Here is a 15889-nt window from a genome sequence, read left to right on the forward strand (position 1 = left end):
ATGTAGCAAGTTCCTGTGGCTTAGGGAAACATTTCAACCGCGCTTTTCCTCATTTCATACCGATGCTTGTTTGACCGCCGTCGCGGGCCCGCCATCAGCGGGCTCACTCCCGGCGTCACGTACTATGTGGCCGTCTGGGGTTTCAACGGCAGCCACTGCCCTCCTCTTTTGAGGGGGGCTATTTTTTGGGCTTAGTAGCTGAGAATTTTATACGATTTGCCGCGGACAGAGACGGAGAGGACGCCATTGGTGACCAAATAGGTGTCGGATGGGTTGTCGATGTCGTGAAGCGGTGTCTGCCGGAGCAACTGGATGATGCGGTCCGGAAGGGGTTGCTTGTCTTTGTCGGCGGCGGCGCCGATGGGGATGAGCAGGGGACTGGGCATGTCGGCATAGCCGTTGTTGAAGACGGCGATGACCACCTCGCTGCGGAAGTAGCGCAGGAAGGCGTACACCAGGTCATCCACCCAAAGCGTGATCGTCACGCCGTATTTCAGCGCGTCGTTGCTCTTGCGGAAGTGGATGAGTTGGCGGATGGTCCGGTTCAGATCCGCTTCGAGGGGGAAGGAGGCGGCAGCGACCTCGTTGCCGCCGTCGATCATCGCCCAGGGAAAGTCGCGGCGCAGGTCGGAATCATCATTATCCGTTTTCCAACCTTCCAGTCCCAGTTCCGAGCCATAGTAGATCTGCTGGATGCCCCTGACGGTGAACAGGAAGGCGTACAGCATTTTTGCCAGCTGGAAGGCGAAAGCCTTTTTGTCGTCCCCGGTGAACTTCGTCCGGATCTCGCTGATGATCCTGCGGGAGAGGTCATGGTTGTCCAGCAGGGTGACGAGCCGGTTGGAATTGGTATAATAGCCGCCGTTGGACGGGTCGTCCAGGTCCAATATCCCCGGGGGCTCCTGGCTGCTGAGCCGGGGCCGGGCTATTTCCCGGAAAGAATGGTCATAGACGATGACGTTCTTGATGGCATCGCGGAGAGGAAAATCGAAGATGGAATTCAGATCGCTTTGGTTCTGGAAGGTCGCGTTCTCGTCGACGTCTCCGGAGGAGGTGGCGAGGACCTCGCCGACAATGAACAGGTTGGGGAACCGGCCTTTGATGATGCTTTTATAGAAGTACCAGAATTTGTTGAATTCGGGGTTATGGACGGGGGTTTCGCCGTTATGCGAATAGCCGCCGATGCTTTTGGCCATATCCATGCGAAGGCCGTCGATGCCGGAGGTGGCGATCCAATCGATGAGGTTGTTGACGAAATAGTCGACGACGGAGGAGTTGCCGAGATCCAGTTTGGGCAGGCCCGAGAAATCGCTGTCGCCGTCATTCTTGTACCAGGAGGCGTCGAAGATGGGCTGGCCGTCGGTGTAACCGGTGTGGTTGACGACCACGTCGAGGATGACTTTCAGGCCCCGGGCGTGGCAGGCGTCGACAAAATCCTTCAGGTAGCGCTTGTCGCCGGTGGGGTAGCGGCCATCGGGGGAATAGAGATGGTCGTCCATCCGCTCGAAATCCTTTGGCCAGTAGCCATGATAGGGTTGGATGGCGACGGGATCTCCGGTGTTCTGATCCTTTAGTCCCGGGATGTTGAGATACACCGGCGTGATCCACAGGGCGGTGACGCCGAGGTGCTCGAGATAGTCGAATTTGCTTTGGATGCCGGCCAGGTCGCCGCCGTGGCGCTTTTTGGGAAGAGTCTTGTCGATCAACGCATTGTTGGCCGTGTCGCCGTCGACGAATCGGTCGGTCATCACAAAGTAGACGATATCGTCCTGCGTGATCATGGAGCAAAGGTACGGTGGCGACGCGGCGCGGCGAACAGGTGTTTTAACGGTGTTTTTGGGGGTGGAAGGGTCGGGCGACAGATTCAAAACCTGATTTAGGCTGTTTGCAAAGACTTCATAAAAGCCTTGGCCTGCTCTGGAGTTTTGATGATTTTATGCAGAGAAGAACCATTGCGGACCGCGCTCGATGGCTCTACGCCATTCTTACCGACCCGCGTAAAAAATCACAGAATTGGCACATAACCATGCAAAAATAGGGGCAAATCATTTTCCCGTATCTTAGGGATCATAAAATTGACTCCATGCGACGACTATTGCTGCCTGCACTTCTGGCTTTCGCCGGACCCATCTTTGGTCAATCAACTTTCAACGGCGTCGAATCCAATCTTTCCAACCTCTATCGCCTCTCCCCGGCCCGGAGCCGGAGTATCAGCCCGGAGAATTTCAACGGCGCCAAAGGAGCCGGGGGAAAGGCCACCACGGGGATGGGGGCAGGTGCGGGCCGCGATCTTGGACAGGGATGGAAGATCAGTCCCTGTGTCACGATCAAGGCCGGCCAGACCTTTACTGTCGCCGAGATCGAGGGGTCGGGGTCGATCCAGCATATCTGGATGACGCCGACGGGCAACTGGCGGTATTCGATCATTCGCTTTTATTGGGACGATGAGACCACGCCCAGCGTCGAGGCGCCGGTGGGCGACTTCTTTGGGATGGGGTGGGGGCAGTATGCGCCGCTGCAGTCACTGGCCGTCTGCGTGAACCCGGGGAGCGCCTTCAACTGCTACTGGCCGATGCCCTTTCGGAAAAAGTGCCGGATCACGATGCAGAATATCGATACGAAAGACATGATCCTGTACTACCAGGTGGACTATCTGGAGACGCAGGTGCCTTCCGATGCGGCCTATTTCCATGCGCAGTTCCGGCGGGTGAACCCGCTACCGTATAAAACCAACTATACATTGGTGGACAGCATCCAGGGCAAAGGGCAATATGTCGGGACCTACCTGGCCATTGGGGTGCACAATAACGGCTGGTGGGGTGAGGGCGAGATCAAGTTCTATATGGATGGGGATACGGAATTCCCAACCATCTGCGGGACGGGGACGGAGGACTATTTCTGCGGGAGCTATGATTTCGACACGCAGCAAAAGATGGCCGATGGGCATACGGAATCCCGGTATACGCCGTTCTGCACGCCCTATAGCGGCTTGCCGCAGGTGATCGAAGGGGATGGACATTATTCTGTCTCCCAGCGGTTCGGGTTGTATCGCTGGCATATCACTGATCCGATCCGGTTCGAGAAGGGATTGCGGGTAACGATCCAGGACCTGGGCTGGCGGGCCGATGGACGGTATCTGCCGCTGCAGGACGATATGGCGTCGACCGTGTTTTGGTACCAGACGGAGCCGCATGCCGCGTTTCCCAAGTTGCCGGGGAAGGATGCATTGGAGGTGAACTAGACGGGAACGACGAGACGGATGCCGATAACCACAAGGGGTAGATCGGGCTCATGGGAGAAGCCGGGAAAAAGAAGTATATTCATATTCCCTTTACTTATCTTATGAGACGATCCCTCTTGATCTTTTTCTCGCTTGGGCTGATGCTCTCACGGGCCTGGTCGGGAGACGGCAAGCCGCCTGCTTTCTCCTACATCCGGGATTCCGTGGACGTGCAATTGCATGCGGTAAAGGCAACCCTGCTGGAAAATCACGCCGGTCTGGCCTACCTGGAGGTCACCAACAATTCTTCCGATAGCCTGACGGTCCGGCTGATCTGCAAAGGGCCCGATAATGTCCACATCACCAGCCTTCCGGAAAGCACTACCCTATCGCCGGGGAACGGATTCGTATTCGTCGAAAGACTTAGCGTCGGTAACCAGGTTTACCCGGGCTCCGGTATGGTCCTCTACCAGGTGATGATCGACTATAAAAAAAACGGCAGGTCCTTCACCGCGTCAAAGGTGGTTACCCAGGAAGTGGAACTGGGTATCCTGGGAGAATCAGGGATCATGACCGTACTGGGATTGAGTGTATTTTCAATCCCTTTTTTCCTCATCCTTCCCGGATTCCTTTTTTGGGTCATCTGGTCTTCTTTTCTGCCGGCCCCGCTGCGATCCGATAAAATCGTTGTCCCTTCCGACAAGAAGGAGCCCCTTTTTTGGGTCCTCTCCATCACGTTGTCCCTGATCCTTTCCCTGTTCTATGCAGGGGTCTCCAGGCGGGCCGTCTGGATAGGGTACGGCCTCCAGGACATCTTTTTCCTTTGGATGGGGTCCATCGTCCTATCGCTGATCCTCTTATCCCTATATATTCTCATCGAACGGTCCAAAGATTTCTCGCTGGAGGATAAGCCCCTGGACCTTCTGAGAAAGTTGAACCGGCGGGGAACGGACTTTTTCCTGCAACAGGGCGCGCTTCCGGAAGTCAAGGATCGATTGCTTTTCAGGCTGGGCATGAATAAAATGAGCAAAGCCGGCGACCCCGCCCATTGGTACAGTTATGGGATCCAGGTGGGAAAAGCGGAAGGGGCAAACGATGGGTACTATAAGAGAGTGGTTGAACTCGTGAGAAAGCTCGATGAAGCGGAAAAGAGATCGGGGGAGGACATAAAGCAATTGGAAAAACTCCTACGGAAGGCGAAAAGGAAAAAGGCGATCACCGTTGATTTCGATGTGAATCCGGGACTTGTTTCCTCCGCGGCGGAATTTGTGGTTCAAAACAAGTACAAGGACATCGTTCATTTATAGAAAAAGTTAGCCCTCATCGCGGAGGGCCGAAGAATCTCAGGCTTTTTCAGCATCCTCCTTTCAGACAACCCTGTAAAAGCCCGAAATTCTTTATAGTTCCGCTAAAGCTAATCAATTTTATGGACATCAGCATTCAAAAATTCAGGTTATCGGTCGCCTGGACCCGGTTGTTAAAGGGGCCATTGAATGGGATCCCCTTCGGCAAGCTTCCTTTTCTCGCCGATAAGCAACAGTACAACCGCAAATTCCTGGAGCTGATCAACACCCCGGGCGACTGGGAACTGAATACCCCCTGGGACCAGCGGAAAGGAAACAGCAAGCATCATTTCTGGTCTTACTACCTCGAAACCACGGTGCCGTTCCCGGGCAACCTCGCTGATGGCGATCCGGGTTTCTGGGACCGGTTTGTCCCTTTTCGGAAAAGGATCAACCTAAAGCCCACGGTTGAGGGACCACGCCTGAACCTGGCCGGCTATTTCACCGCGTTCAGCATATCGCTGGTGGTGATCATCGAGTGGGAGGGGTCTTATTCCGTGCCGGAACTGTGGAAACAGGTTGCCAATGCGAAAAGGGGAAGGATCTATCGGATCGAAGAGGAAGACGGAGCCCTTACGCTTTCTCAGCTGGCCGAAAGAGGTTTCCAGGAACTGCTCCAGTATGCGCTGGGAGCCGACCAGCACGAGAGCGGTCCCGCCCTCCCGAAGGACCCGGTCCTGGTGGCAAGCGTCATAAAGGGCAGTAATATCGCCAGGGTATTGACCAAAGATCCACTCGAAAAGCCGGAATTCAACGATCTGAAATATGCCCTTTATGATTTCGCTTGCTGGAATGAAGAGCTGTTCCCCCACCGGGCCAATCACCCCTCTATCCCAAACGATGATCAGGCTCTCATCAAGAATAAATTCCAATTCGACCTGGGGGATATCTTTTACCGGCAGAAGCGGGGACGGGTCATCTGGCTGCCCCGGTATTTTGAGAATACGCTGGAGAAATGGGACAAAAAGATGGGGATCGACGAGCGCGAAACGTTCGGCGATCAGAAGCGAAAGCAGAAGAAAATAGCCTGCTTCCACAACAATACTTTACTGCTCACTCTTCAGCTGGAAGTGCTGGGGCAATTCATAAAGGAATTGGACCTGGCCTTCCAGGACCCAAAATCGCGGAGTGCTTTACGACCCGATATCGACGAATGGGCGCGAAGGGCGGTAAAATACACCAGTAATTTGTACCTCGGGAAAGATGAAGCCATCACGGGCGACATCGCCTCGGCGAAGGTTTACCGGTCGCTTAGCGCCCAATATTTCCTGAAAGACAATAAGGTGCTGGATTCCCTGAACAGCCTAAGGAACAGGTATGGATGGCAATCACTGCCTTGACCCGCACCCGTCTTGCCTATTTGGGAATCACCAGTGTCTTTGTCTGCGACGTATGCGCGCTGAAGTAGCCCAGGGCTCCCCCTATTATATTGGTCTTGGGATTGCCGGGCTGGCTGCCGTCGCTGGATCCCGTGGAGGCCTGGTCGACGCTGAACCAATAGTCGTAGTTCGGCCGGTCGATGCATTGCATCTCTATATCTACCCGATCGCCTGCGTGCAGCGTGCTGTCCGGGTCCGGGCGCAACAGCGACCAGGTGGATTGTTTACCGTCGGTGAAATCGTCGGTTTCCCCATAGAGGGTCTTGTCAAGATTGCCGTTGATAGTTTGGTTGAACCGGTAATTGTTCCCTTTGCCGACCGGGTCAGTGAAGAGGGGCACCACGGCGATGACCATTTTGGAGAAGTTGTAGACCTGCTCGGTGTAGAGACTGTCCAGGTTGACGGAGTGGGGCATGGTGCTGGTTGCGGTGAAGGTGTTTTGGCCGGTGGTGATCGTTAGGTGGTAGGTTTGGCCTTCGATGCCTTGTAGGGCGGTGGTCTGATAGATGCCCGGCTGCGTTTCTTGCAGTGTCTCTGCATTGCCGGCGTCGTCTTTTATGGTGACATTCGCATGGCTGACACCGTTGAAGGCGCCCGTGCTGTTCACGGCTTCCGTCTGGCTGATCTTGACCTGGTAGGGGCCGGGGAGATTGGTGACATTGCCTTCGATGATGTATTTGGGAGGTGCGGTGCGCAGGTTGAGGTTGATGACTTTCTGACAAGAGGTGATGATCGTTGCGGCTGCGGCGATAAGGACGCATTTATAGGTCATGATGCTTAGAATTTAAAGTTGTAAGAGATAAAGGGCACGAGGCTGAAGAGCGTGGTCTGCACCGCCTCCGTTTGGTTGGGATCGTTCTTTTTGTCCCGGAAGGTGATCAGGTAGGCGTTGTTCCGGGCGTAGGCATTGTAGATGCCAAAGGCCAGTTCGGAGGAGAACCTCGGGCGGTGTTGTAATTGTACGGTTGCGCCCAGGTCGAGCCGGTGGTAGGCCGGCATCCGGTAACCGTTCCGTTCGGAGTAATAATAGATGGTGCGATCGTCCGACTTGTATTTACCGCTGGGAAGACTTATCGCATTCCCTGTATTATAGACCCAATTGGCCGAGAGATTCCATTTATCGTTCAGCCGGTACATGGCGACGATGGAAATGTCGTGGGTGCGATCCTGGAAGGCGTTGTACCATTGGTCGTTGTTGATCCCGTCGATCTTCTTTTCGGACTTCGAGAGCGTATAGCCGATCCATCCGGTGAGGTCGCCCTTTTTCTTCCGCAGCAGCCATTCGATGCCATAGGCGCGGCCCTTGCCATAGAGGAGTTCGGTTTCGATATGGTCGTTGGTATGAACGTCGGCGCCATCGCGGTAGTCGATCTGGTGAGTCAGGGCTTTATAGTAGGTTTCTACCGTGAGTTCGTATTTGTCATCCTGCAGGTTCTTGTAGTAGCCTAACGAAACCTGATGGGAGGTCTCCGGTCGGATCATATTATTGCTGAGCACATAGCGGTCCGTCGGCGTGCCGATGCTGCCGGGGGATAACAGGTGGATGTTCTGCGTGTTGCCGGCGTAAGAGGCCTTAACGGAGGTGGTGGGGTTCAGTTGATAGCTGAAGGCCAGGCGGAACTCGGGGTTGAAATAAGTTGTCAGGATCTTGCCGGTGGTGTTGTGTAGGGTATCGGTGATCTTGCCGGCCGGATCGACCGTATACAAATCCCCCTTGCCGAAGGGGCTGAAGAATTCGCCCCGGAAGCCGTAGGAAATGTTGAGGCGATCGGTGGCCTTCCAGTCGTTGCTGACATAGACCGCGTTCTCCCAGCCATACCGCACCTGGAAAGCCGTGTCGTTGATCCCCGTTTTGTCATTGCCGCCCGTGACTGCGCCGGGGTTCAATCGATGATCGATCGAATGGATACCGAATTTGATATTGTTCCGGGGGTTGAGATAATATTGAAATTCTTCTTTTACGTTGAAGTCCCGGAGGACGGAGTTGACGAAAAAGTTGTTGCCGCTGTTGGCGAAACGGATCTGATAATTGTAATTGCTATAGATCAGCGAGGTGTTGGAGAAGAGCCGGGGGTTGTAGGTGTGATTCCATCTTATGGTGGCGGTGGTGTTCCCCCAATTGAGCCCGAAGATGTCCGCGCTGGATAAAACGTCCTTGCCGTAATAGCCCGAAATATACAGCTTGTCGCGATCGCTCAGCGTGAAATTCAGCTTGCCGTTGAGATCATAGAAATAGAGGCTGTTCTTGTTCTTGGTGGAGTCTTTGGAGAGCTTGAGGAACATATCGGCATAGGTCCGACGGGCCGTGAGGAGAAAGGACGATTTGTCCTTTTCGATCGGGCCTTCGAGGTTGAGCTTGGCGGAGATGAGGCCCAGGCCGCCCGTGACGTGGGTCTCCTGGTTATTGCCTTCGTTCATCCGGACGTCGATGACGCTGGATAATCGGCCGCCGTACTGTGCGGGCATCCCGCCTTTGTAGAGCGTGACGTCTTTGATGGCGTCCGAGTTGAAAGTGGAGAAGAAGCCCAGCAGGTGATAGGCGTTGTAGACGGGGGCCTCGTCGAGGAGGATCAGGTTCTGATCGGTTGCGCCGCCCCGTACGTTCAGCCCGCTGTTGCCTTCCGCGGCTGCCTTTACACCGGGGAGGAATTGCAGGGTCTTCAGCACGTCGCGCTCGCCAAAGAGGATCGGGACGCTTTTTATTTCTTTTGTGGTGATATGCTCTACGCCCATCTGGGCGCCTCTCAGGCTTCGACCCCTGGCTGTGGCGGTGATGGTGACGTCCTGCAGTTGTGCGCCCTGTTCGGTCAGCAGGGTGGGGAGTTGGATGTTTTCGGTCAGGTCGATTGGGATGGTTTCGGGCTGGCGGCCGACGGCAGAGATGATCAGGGTGTAGTGGCCGTCGGGGAGGGTGAGGGAGTAAAAGCCGTAGTCGTTGGTGGTAACGCCGATGTTCCTATCTTTTACGACGACTGTGGCGCGGATGATGCTTTCGCCGGTGGCGCGGGAGCGGACCGAGCCGGTGATGGTGTGTTTGGATTGGGCGTGGGCCTGGATAAGGGCGCAGAATAACAAAAGGATCAGCAAAAGGCGTTTTGCCAGGTTGAAGTGCATATGAGTCGGTTTGTATGTAGTCAACAACTTAGGTTGGGCTTACCCCTATTTCGGTTTATACATTTTTTCATCAGGATTGCGCCCCGTTTGTTAATGGGTGTTTTTCCCCTTGACACCGGGGATCGGGCGACACTACCTTTGAGAACAACAAAACCCTTTTTTATGGCAAACTCCTTTATCCCGTTGCGGGTATTCGTCAAGGGCGGTAGCCGGGCCGCGAAATCCCATTTGTCTTCAGCCGGCTATTCGGGCCAAAAAGTGGAAAAAGAGGCGCTGCGTCCCGAAGCGCTTGCGGCGGGTTTCCCACCCACACCAAAGGAAAACCTGGTATTCCAGGGTGGGAAAACGATTGCCGATCTCACCTATACCAATTTTTACATCGGCGGCGAGGCGGCCTGGGATCCCTCAGATCGCAAGAATATCGATGCTGCACTCAACGCGGCTATGAATGACGAGCATCTGAACAATGTCATGCGGCAGTATTTCGAAAATAAACCCATCACGGCCGACTTTCGTCCCTCTACCATTCTCGACGGGCCACCGCCTGCGGCCTTCTCGGAAGGAGATGCAAAGGCCCTGGTAGCCAGCCTTTTTTCCGATAATGCCCTGGATAGTTTCGATCTGGCAAACACCGTCATCTGTTTCATGCTTCCCAAGGGCACAATTCTCACAACCGATGTGGCTCCGCACAATCCGGTAGCAGCAATAAAACACAAGCCGTTTATTCCGGCGGAGGACGAGGATAGTTCGCTGCAGGGACTGGGCGGGTATCATGGTTCGGTGCGTATCGGCACGAACGCCGTGTACTATGCGATAGGCGTCTTTTCCTTTCGACGGGACGACGGCACGGACAACGGCATCGTCGCCTTCGACGCGCCCTGGAAAAACGTGGTGGCTACTTTTTACCACGAACTTTGCGAGGCCAGGACCGATGCCGATGTCGACGATGCGATCCGCACCAAAAAGGATCAATTTTGTGGCTGGGTCTCCCGCAGCGGCAACGAGTGTGGGGATTTCCCTATGGAAGAGGCCGGAAGCAATCTCGGCCTGGTCATGAAGGAGGTGCCGCTCGCCAACGGAACGGGGACGGTGCCCATCCAGTTTCAGTACTCCAATGCCGTGAAAGGGCCTGAAGGGCCGATTAAAAAGCTGCACAAGCTTCACGCGTTGGCGTAGGCATCGACGGGCTGGGTTCCATTTGATCAGAAGCGGTAGCTGAGACCCGCGATGGCGCCGAAATAGAGCGCCTGGAAATCCTTTGCGCCGGCGTTCTTGCTCCAGGTGTAGTGTTTGATGAGGTCGGCGCCGAGGCCTTTTTCGGAGGAGACATAGTTGAACGTCGGGCCCGCGAATACTTCGAAATGTTGGAAATGCAGGCTGGGCAGGAGCCGGAAGACATCCTTTTGATAGTCGCCGTGTTCGAAGTCGGTTCCGGTGATGGCGGCCAGCTCGGTATTTACCCGGAAGGCGTCCGTGAGGTTCCAGTGCGCGCCGATGCCGGCTTCCGCGGTGGCCAGTTTCAGGTTGCCGTTGCCGGCCTGGATGCTTTGGAGCGTGTGCGTGCGGTCGTTATAGCCGATGCCAAGGATGCCATAGAGTTTGCGGCCGCCGGAGCGGAAGGAGAGCAGGACGGTGCGGGTCTCGTCGATGCTGAGGCTGACCGACTTTTCGCCGTTCTTGATGATATTGATGAGGCCGATGGGGCAGTCGCTGCTGTCGGCGATGTTGATGAAGCCGGCGATTTGCACGCCTTTTACCTTCCTGGCGATGTTGAGGAAGCCTGCGACCTGGACGTTGGCGTCGCCGGCTTTGTTCATAAAGCCAGCGATCTGCGCGCCGTTCGAGCTGTTTTTGGTGGTGTTCATAAATCCCGCGATCTGCGCGCCGGAGGCGTGGTCGAGGACGATATTGGCGAAGCCGGCGATCGTGGCGCCGGTTTCGGCGCGGGAGACGCCGGCGATGGCGTTGAGGGAGAGGAAGTTGGCGCGTTGAGTGGCGTGGGTGCCGTTGGTGCTGAGGGGTGGGACGAGGCCGATGTTGAAGGTGCTTTTGTCCTTCGTTTGCGCGGTGGTGGTGGTGGCGAGGCCATGGAGGAATAAAAAAGCCGCGGCGAAGGGTATTGTTGATTTGTATTTCATACGTTTTTCTAAGCTTGTATGAAGTCAACAACCCAGGATCGACTTACCCCTATTCCAAGGAGTACAATTTTTTCATGCCGCGGCGGTTTGTGTGTCGCCGCGGCTTGATTCTCAAGAATCTTTCATCTAAAATGGATACCCTACGGTATAGACAATCTTCTTATTTACGCCATCATCGAGCGCGTCACTATAGACAATCAGACTGCCGTACATTTTTTCGCCGATGATGTTGATATCATTGTTGTCGATTGTCCTGCCCGTCAACTCCCAATAAGGGCAGGCCTTTGGCAAGGTTACGACGATGTTCGATCCGTATTTTATCCCGGTGATGCTTTGGACGTTATCTTCAATGACCCCTACCTGTTGGTACTGCTGGACGGTTGCCCCGAAATTATAGGCGCATGGTAGACCCCAGGTCGAAAATTGTGCGTGGATCTTTGTGCCTCCCTCTTCGATGTGGATAAACTCCAGGTGAGTCCAGGGACAGCCGTTGCCCGAGGCGGGGGACGTGGGCCTTGGGTTTACGTAGCGAAAATTGTTGGGTATCGTCCTGACATCATCCTCAGTGAACGTGTGGATATTGTCGTGCCGCTGATCGTGCTGGTCATGGTCCGCCGTCGTGTGCGAGTAGGAGATGGGATCCTGGCCGGGCACTGTTACCCAGTCATACTTCGGCATGCTGTATTTCACCTTTAGATCGGGTAGAACGGCGGGAACGATCGACAAGGTAATGGGGAGGGTGAAGGTCTTTGTTTCCCAAGAATGAATGATTAACCCGGTCTGGCGCCTTATCTGGATGGTAATATTCAATTTGATCTGTGCGATCTTAATTGGATTTTGAATCAGGGCACTGATCCTTTCCCTCTTGATAACAAGACCGGATAGATTTGCGTCATTCTTTGTTTCGGTGAAGTCGGTGGGTTTCATTTGGTCGATCGAGATGATTCGGGATTTGAACTTCTCAGAATCGAACCCAAACCCGATGCCGGCGATGGAGAACTTGTTGTCGTTCTGAGCGCTGAACAACTGGGTGATGCCATCTACCCGTTGTACATAGAAGTATGACTTGCCGAGGGGCAGATAGTCGCCGAGGATCTTTCTCAGGTCCAATACGGTAGCGTCCTTGAGATTATAGGCTGCCTTGACCGTCTCCTGCGCTGTCTTGTTAAGTTGAGCTATGGAGATAAGGATCCTTGAATTCTGATCGGAAAGCTTGCTGACCAGATTGTTCAGATCTTTCTCCATCAAAAGGTCTGCGTTGGCTACGGCGACGTTCATTTCGTTTGCCATCCGCGTGACCAGGGCGTTCCCATAATTATTGGCCTGGCTAGCAATAACTCGGCATCCTGCCGGAATTTGTTGAGGACATCCTTTACAACGAAATCTCCGCCTACGGCCGCGACCACAGCGCCAACCTGAGCTTTGGCGCCAGCACCTATGGTTATCAAAAGAACAAAGAGGAGGATTTTTGCTTTCATTCCGTCTAAATTTTGATTGTGCGGTGAAAATATAATGGGCTTACGGGTTGAAAAACGGGAAAAATCCCGCTCTTTTTTTTGCTTCAATAGACGATCAAATTGATGTGATGGAGATTTACTGGCGTGGATGGATAATCGATTGGGACGAGCGGTGCCCGATCTTTTTTGTCTGTCTCATACCTTTGGTTTAGTTCCCGGTTGAAGCTTTCCGCGGATTGTTTGGTGCCTACGGTAAGGAATTGCCAAAATAATTCAAAGTCGGTCTCAAAGAAGAGTTGATATTTTCGCTCCAATTCCGGATCGAATTTTTGAATGTTTTCCAACAATTTCTTGCCTATCTGAAAGGCTTCCATCTCATAATCATAAAAACCTGCCTTAAATCCCTTCGGCAGTTGGAGGGGCTTCGGTTCCTCCTTAACCTTTTGAATCAGCGACCGGTATTTTTCGTAGTTCGCAAATTGAATATAGTGGCCGAATAAATGGGCAATTGTGAAGACAATTTCCAGGGGAGCCCGTGAGGAGGTGTTTACCAGTATCTTATGTTGCGTTAGTTCGGCAATTGCCACCCGGTCGTCATCAATTGCCACGAACACGACCTGCAAGGCATATTGTTGCAGATGAACTACCAATTTATCCAGCATATCGTAGTCCGGCATTCTCAGTTCTATTTCAGGGTGTTCAATTCGGTATGCAACCTGTTATTCCGGGTCCTGTGCAGAATAAGTTGGGAAGCGAAGAAGACTATTTGGAGGATAACGGCAAAAAAACCAAGAGTCTTTTTGATCAGGTCGCTAAGGGTCGCCGGCAGCGTACCGGTGTCTTTGGGTCCGGGCAATATCGTGTCTTCCGCGATATAATACGTCGCAAATAGTACTACCGTATTGACTAGAAGAATCCAGATCAGGTTGTCTCTTAATGTAGTCACAAATAAATTACTGTCCGTAGTGTAGAGTTTGACCTTGGAAAGCGTGTCTATGGGTTTTGCGGAGCAGATGATGTTCGGCTTTGTTTTCAATACTTTGTTTTCAAAAGTTGAATCGATCAGGTGGATCTCAATGTCTTTCTTGGATTCATGATCCCAATAGGCTTTAAGCTCATGGGTGTACATATAAGTCTCAATATCAAGATATGCCAGAAGTAAAATGAATATCATATACGAGCACACAAGACTTACCTGCGAATTGCTGTGATTGGTGACACGATTGATTACAATGAAAGTCACCAACGGCGCAAATACAAGTAGCAACAATTGTATAGTTCTTTTTATCATCGATTAAACATTCTATTTATTAGCAATCCGAATATGATGATTGACGAGGATATCCCAAGAGTAACATAGGGGATGCAGTTGACGATATTGGGGTCATTGATATAGATCGACCAAATGAAAATTCCTATCGCTGTTAAAAACCCAGCTGTTATCGACATGAATGCGAAGGCTTTTATTCTTTGTCCATCGGATTCATTCTTACAAAGGAACAGTCCATATAGCAATGCGGGGATCATGGAGAGGCCCGCACCAAACATGACGAATTGGAGGGCAAAAACCTGGTCCCATCGGACGGAAACCCAATAAATGAAGCCTGTGACAGCAACGCCAATGAGGATCAGGAGCATTCGGGCCTTGCGGAGTACGGTCTGGTGTTCTTCATCACTAAGGCGCTTAACGTTAAAGGCGTGTTTGCTGAACAATCGATAATCCGTCAAATCCCAAGAAAGGGTTTGAGACGACGCAAGGAGCCATGAGTCTGTGGCTGAAAGGCTTGCTGCAAAGAAGCTAAAAGAGACAAACGAGAGCAGAACCAGCGAGACAACCTCACTGGCTGGCATGTAGTTGACAGAAATTGCAGAAAGAATGGAGTTTTGAGAGACATTCTCGACGATATTTTTGAGAATAAATCCTGAAACAGTTCCCAGGACGATCGGGAACACGGATATTTCCAGTGCAGCTTTTCTGATCACCCGCTGCATATTTTTGACGCTTTTGTCGTCTACATGCAAACTATTTGCAGACACCGTTTGCCAGTTGGTCATATCGATCAGTTGGTAGAGTCCAAAGAATACAACACCCCAGTAGAAGCTGGTGGGGTTGTTCATTAGAGGCATATAGGTGAGGTGCTTGATTTGAATATGGTGAGTGGTGACATGCGAGAGCAGCAGGACGAATAGTATCAGTAATGAGGTGGTAGCCAGAATATTTGATATCTTGTCTGTCTTGGCATTGGCGCTAAAGCCTCCGATGGTACAAAACACCGAGATGAATAGGGAGAAAGCGAAGATTATGGGGACGATCGCTTCTTTGTTAACTCCAAGGACTTGCGTATAAAAGCCTGATACATAGGATATTTCAAAGCCGATGCATACGAATAAACCAGTTAAGGATACGAAGGATGCGATCAATCGGGCGCCTGTGCCGAAGTTCGCGCCTAAGAAGCCGTGCAAGGTATATTTGTCTGAGTGTGGAACGATCTTGGGAATCAGATAAGAGTAGAGGATGATGCCGATTATCCAGAATGCCTGCAGCCAGATACCTGCGAGACCGATCGTGTAGCCCAGCCATATTGCATACCAAATGCCGTTGGCTGAGCCGTTGCTGGTGGCCCAGGTTGTATGGCCGAACAGATTGCTCCCGATATTGCGGCCGGCAAGGAAGAATTTTTCTATCTTATCATTCTTTTGTTTTTGGGCTATTATAATGTAGATCGCCAATCCGACAAGCGTTGTCAGTAAGATTGTTGCCGTTAATCCGGTCATAAGATTCGGTTTGGATGTTCAGTTGAGATGCTGCTTTATTCGACGGCTGAAAATACAAATTATGGTATGCAGGCGTCCACCGTGAAAACACCCTTTTTGAAGTAGGACTGGTCAGCGTTAAGTTGATTCATTGCGAAAAATCTGTTACTTTATTGATTACCAACACTATAAGAGCCGGGCGAGAATTTTGAGAAGATTTTGAGCCCCTGAAAACGAAAAATCTTTTAAAAACATTTGGCGCGAATGTCAAACCCCCCTACCTTTGCACTCCCAATCGAAATAAAGCCTTCGGGTTCAAAGCGAAAGGGTGGTTCGGAAACGACCAAAAGTTCTTTGAAAGAATGGAAGCAATAGCACTAAAGAAGTAATTTTTTAGGTAGGGTTATATTAGCGAAAGAAAATCGACAATATGACCGTCATTTCGAGAGAATTGATAGTCAGCGTCAAACAACATTTACAATGG

13 protein-coding genes are annotated in these 15889 nt (G+C 52.4%); 4 read left to right on the top strand and 9 right to left on the bottom strand.

The features are described from left to right. Positions 1–191: 191 nt before the first annotated feature. Entirely contained in the window at positions 192–1781 is a 1590-nt protein-coding gene (locus VHE34_RS09915; protein WP_325587280.1) for an alpha-amylase family glycosyl hydrolase, read from the bottom strand. Between the two features lie 302 nt (positions 1782–2083). On the opposite strand from VHE34_RS09915, the gene VHE34_RS09920 reads away from it, so the two are divergent. The 3 genes from VHE34_RS09920 to VHE34_RS09930 all read left to right on the top strand — a co-directional run bounded on the left by VHE34_RS09920 (position 2084) and on the right by VHE34_RS09930 (position 5903). Beyond that, on the top strand, positions 2084–3241 hold the full coding sequence (locus VHE34_RS09920) for a glycoside hydrolase family 172 protein (protein WP_325587282.1): 1158 nt from the start codon (positions 2084–2086) through the stop codon (positions 3239–3241). 101 nt (positions 3242–3342) lie between these two features. Beyond that, a complete protein-coding gene (locus VHE34_RS09925) occupies positions 3343–4527 on the top strand; it encodes a hypothetical protein (RefSeq protein ID WP_325587284.1) in 1185 nt (394 codons plus the stop codon). Between the two features lie 119 nt (positions 4528–4646). After that, entirely contained in the window at positions 4647–5903 is a 1257-nt protein-coding gene (locus VHE34_RS09930; protein ID WP_325587286.1) for a hypothetical protein, read from the top strand. A 16-nt stretch (positions 5904–5919) separates the two neighbouring features. On the opposite strand, the gene VHE34_RS09935 is transcribed toward VHE34_RS09930, so the two are convergent. Together VHE34_RS09935 and VHE34_RS09940 are read right to left on the bottom strand one after the other, a co-directional pair. Then, a complete protein-coding gene (locus VHE34_RS09935; RefSeq protein ID WP_325587288.1) occupies positions 5920–6714 on the bottom strand; it encodes a DUF4249 domain-containing protein in 795 nt (264 codons plus the stop codon). A 5-nt stretch (positions 6715–6719) separates the two neighbouring features. Beyond that, positions 6720–9056 carry a TonB-dependent receptor gene (locus VHE34_RS09940; RefSeq protein WP_325587290.1) on the bottom strand — a complete coding sequence of 779 codons (2337 nt, stop codon included), beginning with the start codon at positions 9054–9056 and terminating at the stop codon, positions 6720–6722. Positions 9057–9218: 162 nt separating this feature from the next. On the opposite strand from VHE34_RS09940, the gene VHE34_RS09945 reads away from it, so the two are divergent. Further along, entirely contained in the window at positions 9219–10232 is a 1014-nt protein-coding gene (locus VHE34_RS09945) for a hypothetical protein (protein ID WP_325587292.1), read from the top strand. A 26-nt stretch (positions 10233–10258) separates the two neighbouring features. Here VHE34_RS09945 and VHE34_RS09950 read toward each other — a convergent pair whose 3' ends face one another. The 6 genes from VHE34_RS09950 to VHE34_RS09975 form a co-directional block, all read right to left on the bottom strand. Further along, the gene (locus VHE34_RS09950) at positions 10259–11194 is read right to left on the bottom strand and encodes a hypothetical protein (RefSeq protein WP_325587294.1); all 936 of its coding nucleotides are present in this window, start codon (positions 11192–11194) and stop codon (positions 10259–10261) included. A 126-nt stretch (positions 11195–11320) separates the two neighbouring features. Beyond that, the gene (locus VHE34_RS09955; RefSeq protein WP_325587296.1) at positions 11321–12484 is read right to left on the bottom strand and encodes a hypothetical protein; all 1164 of its coding nucleotides are present in this window, start codon (positions 12482–12484) and stop codon (positions 11321–11323) included. Next, positions 12469–12759, bottom strand: a complete 291-nt coding sequence (locus tag VHE34_RS09960) for a hypothetical protein (protein ID WP_325587298.1) — start codon at positions 12757–12759, stop codon at positions 12469–12471. The genes VHE34_RS09955 and VHE34_RS09960 overlap by 16 nt, the downstream gene beginning before the upstream one ends. Continuing rightward, a complete protein-coding gene (locus tag VHE34_RS09965) occupies positions 12756–13328 on the bottom strand; it encodes a hypothetical protein (protein WP_325587300.1) in 573 nt (190 codons plus the stop codon). The genes VHE34_RS09960 and VHE34_RS09965 overlap by 4 nt, the downstream gene beginning before the upstream one ends. 8 nt (positions 13329–13336) lie before the next feature. Next, positions 13337–13780, bottom strand: coding sequence for a hypothetical protein (locus tag VHE34_RS09970; protein WP_325587302.1), 444 nt, complete (start codon positions 13778–13780; stop codon positions 13337–13339). Positions 13781–13938: 158 nt separating this feature from the next. Beyond that, a complete protein-coding gene (locus VHE34_RS09975) occupies positions 13939–15426 on the bottom strand; it encodes a hypothetical protein (protein WP_325587303.1) in 1488 nt (495 codons plus the stop codon). Between the last annotated feature and the right edge of the window lie 463 nt (positions 15427–15889).

This window comes from Puia sp., from assembly GCF_035546395.1.
Lineage (GTDB): Bacteria > Bacteroidota > Bacteroidia > Chitinophagales > Chitinophagaceae > Puia.